Annotated in this window: 9 protein-coding genes and 1 pseudogene; 8 read left to right on the top strand and 2 right to left on the bottom strand. The window is 70.2% G+C overall.

The genetic code is table 11. From position 1 onward, the window contains the following. Positions 1-71 precede the first annotated feature (71 nt). From DKL51_RS23260 to DKL51_RS37560, 8 genes and pseudogenes are all read left to right on the top strand, one after another. Entirely contained in the window at positions 72-608 is a 537-nt protein-coding gene (locus tag DKL51_RS23260; RefSeq protein ID WP_109945184.1) for a DUF4240 domain-containing protein, read from the top strand. A 131-nt stretch (positions 609-739) separates the two neighbouring features. Continuing rightward, a complete protein-coding gene (gene lepA, locus DKL51_RS23255) occupies positions 740-2617 on the top strand; it encodes a translation elongation factor 4 (RefSeq protein WP_109945185.1) in 1878 nt (625 codons plus the stop codon). Between the two features lie 327 nt (positions 2618-2944). Continuing rightward, positions 2945-3232 (top strand): GlsB/YeaQ/YmgE family stress response membrane protein, encoded by a 288-nt coding sequence (locus DKL51_RS23250; protein ID WP_109945186.1) that lies wholly within the window; start codon positions 2945-2947, stop codon positions 3230-3232. Between the two features lie 288 nt (positions 3233-3520). After that, a complete protein-coding gene (locus tag DKL51_RS23245; protein ID WP_109945187.1) occupies positions 3521-3799 on the top strand; it encodes a GlsB/YeaQ/YmgE family stress response membrane protein in 279 nt (92 codons plus the stop codon). A 233-nt stretch (positions 3800-4032) separates the two neighbouring features. Beyond that, on the top strand, positions 4033-5325 hold the full coding sequence (locus DKL51_RS23240; RefSeq protein WP_109945188.1) for a sugar ABC transporter substrate-binding protein: 1293 nt from the start codon (positions 4033-4035) through the stop codon (positions 5323-5325). Continuing rightward, positions 5322-6308, top strand: coding sequence for a carbohydrate ABC transporter permease (locus tag DKL51_RS23235; protein ID WP_109945189.1), 987 nt, complete (start codon positions 5322-5324; stop codon positions 6306-6308). Before DKL51_RS23240 ends, DKL51_RS23235 begins: the two co-directional genes overlap by 4 nt. Then, positions 6305-7135, top strand: coding sequence for a carbohydrate ABC transporter permease (locus DKL51_RS23230; protein WP_124812481.1), 831 nt, complete (start codon positions 6305-6307; stop codon positions 7133-7135). The genes DKL51_RS23235 and DKL51_RS23230 overlap by 4 nt, the downstream gene beginning before the upstream one ends. 45 nt (positions 7136-7180) lie before the next feature. Further along, positions 7181-7826 (top strand): annotated as a pseudogene (locus DKL51_RS37560) (MOSC domain-containing protein). A 21-nt stretch (positions 7827-7847) separates the two neighbouring features. Here the strand turns inward: DKL51_RS37560 and DKL51_RS23220 are convergent. Beyond that, a complete protein-coding gene (locus DKL51_RS23220) occupies positions 7848-8711 on the bottom strand; it encodes a hypothetical protein (protein ID WP_185734895.1) in 864 nt (287 codons plus the stop codon). Positions 8712-8825: 114 nt separating this feature from the next. Next, the coding region (locus DKL51_RS23215; RefSeq protein WP_185734894.1) for an enoyl-CoA hydratase-related protein at positions 8826-9275 on the bottom strand (450 nt) is incomplete at its 5' end.

Below are 9275 nucleotides of genomic sequence, written 5' to 3'. Positions count from 1 at the left end.
GCCGAGCCCCGGCGCCGACCCCCGCCGCGCCGCCGCCGGGCTGTCGGTCCGCTCTGCCAGACTGGCCAGCCATGAGGACCGACGACTTCTGGCAGCTGATCGACCAGGCCCGGGCCGGTGCCGGAGGAGAGCCCGAGGCGGTCGCCGCCCGGGCGGTCGCCCTGCTCGCCGAGCGGAATCCGGACGACATCGTCGGGTACGCCCACCACCAGCAGCGGGTGCTCGCCGCCTCCTACAAGGTCGACCTCTGGGGTGCGGCCTACCTGATCAACGACGGTGCCTCCGACGACGGCTTCGAGTACTTCCGGGGCTGGCTGATGACCCAGGGCCGGGCGGTCTTCGCCCGGGCGGTCGACGACCCGGACTCCCTCGCGGAGCTGCCGCAGGTCCGGGCCGCCTCGCTCAGCGGCGAGGAGTTCCAGTGCGAGGACATGCTCGCGGTGCCCTGGGAGGCGTACCGGAAGGCGACCGCGACCGACCTGTCGGCGGACCGCGACCCGGTGCCCGTGCCGGACCTCAACGACTTCTGGGACTTCGACGACGAGGAAGAGGCCCGGCGTCGGCTGCCCCGACTCGCCGCCCTCTTCGTCGAGCCGCCCGCGGAGTGAGCCACCCACCCGCGGAGTGAGTCGCCGGGGTACCCCAGGAGTGATCGGACCGCTTCCGGGGCGACGTGGGAGCATAGAGGGGGTCGGCGCGCGCCGGCCCTGCTCACGTCAGCCGACCAGAACGGACCGCTGTGCCACCGACGCTCGATCCCGGCGCGAACGCTCCTGGTGCCACCGACCCGGGGCGCATCAGGAACTTCTGCATCATCGCTCACATCGACCACGGGAAGTCGACCCTGGCCGACCGGATGCTGCAGCTCACCGGCGTGGTCGACCCCCGGCAGATGCGGGCCCAGTACCTCGACCGGATGGACATCGAGCGCGAGCGCGGGATCACCATCAAGAGCCAGGCCGTCCGGATGCCGTGGACCATCCGGGAGGGCGAGCGGGCCGGCGAGCAGGCCGTGCTCAACATGATCGACACGCCGGGCCACGTCGACTTCACCTACGAGGTGTCCCGGTCCCTCGCGGCCTGTGAGGGCGCGATCCTGCTGGTCGACGCCGCCCAGGGCATCGAGGCGCAGACGCTGGCCAACCTCTACCTGGCGCTCGAGAACGACCTGCACATCATCCCGGTGCTCAACAAGATCGACCTGCCGGCCGCCCAGCCGGAGAAGTACGCCGAGGAGCTGGCCCACCTGATCGGTGGCGACCCGGCGGACTGCATCAAGGTCAGCGGCAAGACCGGCGAGGGTGTGCCGTACCTGCTCGACGAGATCGTCCGGCAGTTCCAGCCGCCGGTCGGCGACGCGGACGCGCCCGCCCGGGCGATGATCTTCGACTCGGTGTACGACGTCTACCGGGGCGTGGTCACCTACGTCCGGGTGATCGACGGGCGGATCAGCGCCCGCGACCGGATCAAGATGATGTCCACCGCCGCCGTGCACGAGCTGCTGGAGATCGGCGTCATCTCGCCGGAGATGGTGAAGGCCGACGCCCTCGGCGTCGGCGAGGTGGGCTACCTGATCACCGGCGTGAAGGACGTCCGCCAGTCCCGGGTGGGTGACACCGTCACCATCAACTCGCGACCGGCGACGCAGGCCTTGGGTGGCTACAAGGACCCGAAGCCGATGGTCTACTCCGGCCTCTACCCGATCGACGGGTCTGACTACCCCAACCTGCGTGAGGCGCTGGACAAGCTCAAGCTCAACGACGCGGCGCTGGTCTACGAGCCGGAGACCTCCGGCGCGCTGGGCTTCGGCTTCCGCTGCGGCTTCCTCGGCCTGCTGCACCTGGAGATCATCCGGGAGCGGCTGGAACGTGAGTTCAACCTCGACCTCATCTCCACCGCCCCGAACGTGGTCTACCGGGCCATCCAGGAGGACGGTCAGGAGGTCGTGGTCACCAACCCGAGCGAGTACCCGACCGGCAAGATCGCCGAGGTGTTCGAGCCGACCGTGCGGGCCACCGTGCTCACCCCGAACGACTACGTCGGCGCGGTGATGGAGCTCTGCCAGGGCCGCCGGGGGAGCCTGCTCGGCATGGACTACCTCTCCGCCGACCGGGTGGAGCTGCGCTACACGCTGCCCCTCGCCGAGATCATCTTCGACTTCTTCGACCAGCTCAAGAGCCGGACGAAGGGGTACGCCTCGCTGGACTACGAGCCCTCCGGCGAGCAGGCGTCCGACTTGGTGAAGGTGGACATCCTCCTGCACGGTGAGCCGGTGGACGCGTTCAGCGCGATCGTGCACAAGGACAAGGCGTACAACTACGGGGTCTCCATCGCGGCGAAGCTGCGCAACCTGATCCCGCGTCAGCAGTTCGAGGTGCCCATCCAGGCCGCCATCGGCAGCCGGGTGATCGCCCGGGAGACCATCCGCGCGATCCGCAAGGACGTGCTCGCCAAGTGCTACGGCGGTGACATCAGCCGGAAGCGCAAGCTGCTGGAGAAGCAGAAGGAAGGCAAGAAGCGGATGAAGATGGTGGGCCGGGTGGAGGTCCCGCAGGAGGCCTTCATCGCGGCGCTCTCCTCCGACTCCGGCGAGGCCAAGGCCCCCGGCAAGAAGTGACCGGTCGCCGGCCCACCGGCGACACCTGACGTCCGGCCGGCACCCCGGTGGACGGATCCGCAGGGTCCCTCCACGGGGTGCCGGCCGTTTTCCGGCGCGTACCCGGGGATTTTCCCCGACGGCGGGGACCGGCGTCCGGGCGCTGGGGTACGGCCGCCCACCTGCGGCTTCGCCGCGTCCAGCGGAACCGACGCGGGCTCTCGACATCGACGTTTCACGTCCCGCTCACGGTTGAGTCGGTTTGGTTTTTCGGGCGGTCGGGCATCTAGCGGTCAACGACAGGAACCACACGACACCGTGTGAAACTTCTTGAGGAGGAGGGCGACCGTGGAGCTCACCGTTTGGGGCATCATCACCGCGCTCGTTGTTGGTCTCATCGTCGGCGCTCTTGGCCGCCTGGTCGTGCCGGGCCGCCAGAACATGCCGATGTGGCTGCACATGCTGATCGGCGTGGGTGCCGCGCTGCTCGGTACGGTGCTGGCTCGGGCGCTGGGTATCGCCACCGAGACTTCCGGCATCGACTGGATGGAACTGGTGGTCCAGGTTGTGCTGGCCGCCATCGCCGTGGCCCTGGTGGCCGGCGTGGGCCGCCGCCGCAGCGTCTCGCGGTACTGACCGACGCATCGTCTGCTGAAGCGGGCGCCCGACCGGATGGTCGGGCGCCCGCTCGCGTCTGCGCGGAAGCCGGGTCGGCCGGCCGTGCCCGGCATGCCTCCGGCCGTCGGCAGATTCGACCGTGTCGATGCCGAAAGGTCGATCCGTCGCCGCCGGAGGATGAGGAAAGTGCTGGTCTCGGCCCTGGAGGGGCAATCCGTCACGGAAGTCGGTTTGGATTTTCGGCGGGTCGGGAACATAGCGGTCGCCACAACGAAATACATCCCACTTGTGCTTAGGAGAACGACCATGACCGCTACCGGAATCATCACCGCCCTCATCGTCGGTCTGATCGTCGGCGCGCTGGGCCGACTGGTCGTGCCGGGCCGCCAGAACATGCCGATGTGGCTGCACATGCTCATCGGCGTCGGCGCCGCGCTGCTCGGTACCGTGGTCGCCCGGGCGTCGGGCTTCGCCGACACGGCTGGCATCGACTGGCGCGAGCTGCTGCTGCAGGTCCTGTTCGCCGCCATCGCCGTCGCCCTGGTGGCGGGCATCGGCCGTCGCCGCAGCGTCTCGCGGTACTGACCGACACACCGTCTGCTCAAGCGGGCGCCCGACCATCCGGTCGGGCGCCCGCTTCCGTCTGCCCGTCTACCGCACGGCTTGGAGCTGCCCGGACGGCATCCCTGCCGGCCACCCGGCCGGCTGCGATACGGTCGCCTCGCCTGAGCTTCGCGGCTACCCCTGTCGTAAAGGAATTTTTCCTACTAAGGTGCGGCGGAGAAGGTTAGTGCCAAACGGCGCGAGGGAGATGTGGCGTGAACAGGTGGAAGCGGCTGGCTCCGGTCACCGCCATCGTGGCCTCGGCTGCGATGGTGCTCGCCGGTTGCGGTGGCTCCGATGATGACGACAAGGCCGCCGACAACAGCAAGCTGACGGTCTGGATGATGGGCGAGGGGAGCGACGCGCAGACGAAGTTCCTCGACGGCGTCGAGACCGAGTTCAAGAAGAAGCACCCCGAGACCGACGTGGTCGTCCAGTACATCCCCTGGCTCGAGGCGCCGAAGAAGTTCCAGGCGGCGCTCGCCGGTGGCGAGGGACCGGACCTGACCGAGCTCGGCAACACGGAGACCCAGGGCTGGGCGGCGCAGGAGGCGCTCGCCGACGTGAGCGGCAAGTTCAACGGCTGGGCCGAGGGCAAGGACATCCTCCCCGACCTGGTGAAGAACGCCCAGCTCGACGGCAAGCAGTACGGCGTGCCGTGGTACGCCGGCGTGCGGGCCGTCTACTACCGCACCGACTGGTTCGCCGAGGCCGGCGTGAAGCCGCCGACGACCTGGGACGAGCTGGTCAGCGTCGCCAAGACCGTTCAGGCCAAGAAGCCGGGCACCTACGGCATCGCCCTGCCGGGCAACTCCGAGCTGCCGTTCTACTCCTTCCTCTGGGGCGCCGGCGCGGAGATCGCCACCAAGGACGGCGACACCTGGAAGTCCGGCTACAACACGCCGGAGGCGCAGAAGGCGGTCAAGTTCTGGACCGACCTGGTCACCGTGCACAAGGTCGCCCCGCCGGCCGCCGCCGGCTGGAACGAGGTCGACGCCCGCACCCAGTTCGCCACCGGCAAGGCGGCGATGGCGTTCGCCGGTAGCTGGCAGGGCGGCGCGATGAAGAAGGACAACCCGGAGATCGAGAAGGTATGGGGCACGTTCCCCATCCCCGGCCCGGACGGCAAGCCGGCCCCGGCCTTCGCCGGCGGCTCCGACATCGCCCTCTGGAAGGACAGCAAGCGGCAGGACCTGGCCTGGGACTACCTGACCGTCCTGTTGAGCAAGCAGAAGGACCAGGAGTTCGCCAGCAGCCTCGGCTTCTTCCCGGTCTACCAGGACCTGGTCAGCGGCGGTAACTACGCCGACGACAAGGTGATGGCCGCGTTCGCCACCGCCATGCAGAACACCAAGCTGACCCCGCTCACCCCGAAGTGGGTCGAGGTCAGCCGGACCAAGACGGTGACCCAGGCGATGAACAGCTCGGTCATGAAGGGTCAGAAGACGGTCGAGCAGGCCACCGCCGAGGCGGCCACCGAGATGGAAAGCATCCTCAACGCCAAGTGACCACGCTGATCGAGGCCACCGACGAGGCCGCCGCGCGGGAGACCCCCGCGCGGCGGCGCCGCCGTGTGGACCGCCTGCCGTACCTGCTGCTCCTGCCCTGCCTGGCGATCATCGCGGTGCTGCTGCTCTGGCCCCTCGGCCAGGTGGTGGCGATGTCGTTCTACAAGCTGAACAGCGTCCGGCAGCTGCGCGGGGACCGCGAGTGGCCGTGGGTCGGCCTGGCCAACTACGCCCAGATCCTGGGCGACCCGTTCTTCCGTACGGTGCTGCGCAACACCGTGCTCTTCGCCGCGGCCAACGTGGTGCTGACGATGATCCTCGGCACCCTGGTCGGGCTGCTGCTCAACCGGCTCGGCAAGCGGATGGCCACCTTCGTCGCCAGCTGCGTGATGCTGGCCTGGGCCACCCCGGCCCTGACCGGCACCATCGTCTGGAAGTGGATCTTCGACGACACCAGTGGCCTGGTCACCTGGCTGTTCAACAAGCTCCCCGACGGGCTCTCCACCGCGCTCTTCGGCCGCAGCGACTGGACCGGGTACGGCTGGTTCAACTCGCCGCTGCTCTTCTTCACCATCCTGACCCTGGTGGTGGTCTGGCACTCGTTCCCGTTCATCGCGGTCAGCGTGCTGGCCGGGCTGAAGAGCGTGCCGAGCGAGCTCCAGGAGGCGGCCCGGGTGGACGGCGCCGGGCCGTGGCGGGTCTTCTGGTCGGTCACCTTCCCGACCCTGCGACCGGTCTTCGGCATCCTGGTGGTGCTCTCCACCATCTGGGACTTCAAGGTCTTCACCCAGCAGTTCGTCCTGGCCGGGGGCACCCAGGACCGGTCGACGTTCATGCTCTCGATCTACTCGTACGCGGAGGCGTTCTCGCCGCCGCCCAAGTACGGCCTCGGCGCCTCGATCGCGGTCATCCTCACGGTGATCCTGCTCGTGGTCACCGGCCTGTACGTCCGCATGGTGCTCCGGCAGGAGGACGAGTCGTGAAGCGGATCGCCCTGAACGGGGTCGGCCTGCTGGTCGCGCTCTTCGCGGCCTTCCCGGTCTACTGGATGATCGCCACCTCGCTGAAGCCGAACCAGGAGATCTTCTCGGCCACGCCGCGTCCGGTGCCGGCGGAGCCGACCCTGGAGCACTACCGGGAGATCCTCACCGGCAACCTGATCCCGGGCGTGACGTTCGTCGACTTCTTCCTCAACAGCGCGCTGGTGGCGGTGGCGACCGTGCTGCTCAGCGGCCTGGTCGCGCTGCTCGCGGCGACCGCGGTGGCGCGGTTCCGGTTCCGGCTGCGCACCACCTTCCTGATCCTGCTGCTGGTGGTGCAGATGATCCCGCTGGAGGCGCTGGTCATCCCGCTGTTCCTGATGATCCAGCGGCTCGGCCTCTACAACACGCTGCCCAGCCTGATCCTCACCTACCTGGGCTTCTCGCTGCCGTTCGCGGTGTGGATGCTGCGCGGCTTCGTCGCCGCGGTGCCGAAGGAGCTGGAGGAGGCCGCGGCCATCGACGGCGCGAGCCGGGCGCAGACCTTCCGCCGGATCCTCTTCCCGCTGGTCGCGCCGGGCCTCGTGGCCACCAGCATCTTCTCCTTCATCACCGCCTGGAACGAGCTGATCTTCGCGCTCACCTTCGTCAACGACCAGGACCGGTACACCCTGCCGGTGGCGATGACCTTCTTCTTCGGCCGGGACGACACCGCCTGGGGCTCGGTGATGGCCGCCTCGACGCTGTTCACCCTGCCGGTGATCGTGTTCTTCCTGCTGGTGCAGCGGCGGATGGTCTCCGGCCTGGTGGCCGGCGCCGTCAAGGGTTGATCACCGGATGCCCCGGGTCCCCGGGGTCCGGCTAGGCTCACCGCCATGACGGGCAGGCTGGCGGCGGTGAACCTCGCCGTGGTGACCGAGGCGGAGTGGGCGGGCGACGCGAGCGGCCGCACCGGCATCGACAAGCGGCCGGTCGACGGGCCCGTGCTGCTGCGCTTCGACGGAGTGGCGGGCGACTTCATCGGCGAGCGGGCCCACCACGGCGGGCCCGACCAGGCGGTCTACGCCTACGCCGAGGAGGACGCCGGCTGGTGGGCGGCCGAGCTGGGCCGGGCGATCCGGCCGGGCGGCTTCGGCGAGAACCTCACCACGTACGCGGTGGACGTGACCGGAGCGGTCATCGGGGAGCAGTGGGCCGTCGGCGACGCGCTGCTCCAGGTGACCAAGGGCGCGCACCCCCTGCGCCACCTTCGCCGGCTTCTGGGGGATGCCCGACCTGATCAAGCGGTTCACCGCGCGGGCGGCGCCCGGGGCGTACCTGCGGGTGCTCCGGGAGGGCGAGGTCGGCCCCGGCGACCCGGTCGAGGTGGTGGACCGACCCGCGCACGGGGTGACCCTCGGCGAGGTGTTCCGGGCGACCACCCTGGAGCCGGAGCTGCTGCCCCGGCTGCTCGACGTCCCCGACCTGCCGGAACCGATCCGGGAAAAGGTGCGCCGGCGGCTCAGCGGCACCCGTCCCTGAGCCGGCCGGTCGACCGCCGGCCTACGTCTCGGCGAAGACCTCGGCGAGCACCTGGGTCGGGGCGGACCGGCCGTCGGTGACCTTGGTCCAGGTCCCCTGCTTGGCCGTCCACTCCAGATCGCCGAAGCGGACCCGCTTGACGCCGTTGTCGTCGGCGTGCGAGACCAGCCAGTGCGCGTACCGCCAGCCGTTGCGGGCATCGCTCGCCGGCACCGCCAGCCCGGCCAGGTCCGTCGACGCGGCGAGGCCGGGCAGCCCCCAGTCCAGCGCCAGCCCACGGCTCAGCGCAGCGGCCGCGGCCGCGCCGCGCATCACCGGCGTCGGGCCTACCGTGCAGGCCACCGCGCCGGTCGCGTGGCCGAGCAGCGCGCGGGTGAGGACCTGGGACTCGTCGGCCCACTTCTCGTACGCCTCGGGATAGGCCGACCGCTGCACCCGCTGGGCGGCCTCGGTGACCCGCATGGACTCCCAGCCCTTGACCTTCTTCAGCGCGGCGTAGAACCTGCTCGCTGCGTAGCGCGGGTCCCGGATGTCCTCCGGCGTGCCCCAGCCCTGGCTCGGGCGCTGCTGGAACAACCCCAGCGAGTCCCGGTCGCCGTGCGCGATGTTGCGCAGGTGCGACTCCTGGTACGCGGTGGCCAGGGCGACCACCACGGCCCGCTCGGGCATCTGCCGCTGCACGCCGATCGCCGCGATGGTGGCCGCGTTGGCCATCTGGTCGGCGCCGAGCACGACCCGGCCGTCGGCCTGGACGGTGCAGGTGCGGCTGGCCATCGGAAGGCGGATCTGGTGGCCGAACTGCCGGACGACGAGCCAGACCCCGAGAACGGCGACGACGGCCACCACCACCCCGGCTGCGACGATTGCCCGAGTTCGCACCCGCACCTCCTGTCCGACAGTCCGGCAAGCGTACGTCCCGCGAAGCGCCGTCCGGGTCGTCCGACCGGTTGCCTCCCGTTCCGTCACCGCCCGGCCACGCTCAGCGCGGGCGGGCGGCTCCTAGCTCGCACTCTCTGCCGGACCACCGTCCAGAGCGGCCACCCACCGGGCCAATCTCTTCTCGCGGAAGGCGAGCACTCCCTCCCGCCCCTCATCGGACAGGAAGTACCCGGTGGAAAGAGCGGCCAACTCGGCGATCTCGGCGCGCAGGTCGGTGGCGGCCGGCCGGCCCAGCAGCTCCTTGGCGCCGGCCAGCGCCTTCGGTGCTCCCCGGACCAGCGAGGCGCAGTACCGCTCGACGGCCGCGTCCAGGCCGTTCGCCGGCACCGCGGCCGTGACCAGGCCGATCTCGGCGGCCCGCCGGCCGTCGAAGGTGTCCCCGGTCAGGTAGAGCTCGGCGGCGGCCCGGGGGAGCAGCCGGGGCAGCACGGTCGCCGAGATCACCGCCGGGATCACCCCGATCCGGACCTCGGTGAAGGCGAACGTCGCCTCCTCGGCACAGACCGCCAG

Source organism: Micromonospora globispora (genome assembly GCF_003857015.1).
GTDB lineage: Bacteria > Actinomycetota > Actinomycetes > Mycobacteriales > Micromonosporaceae > Micromonospora > Micromonospora globispora.
Note: the sequence above shows the minus strand (reverse complement) of the source record. Positions and strands in the feature narration are given on the sequence as shown.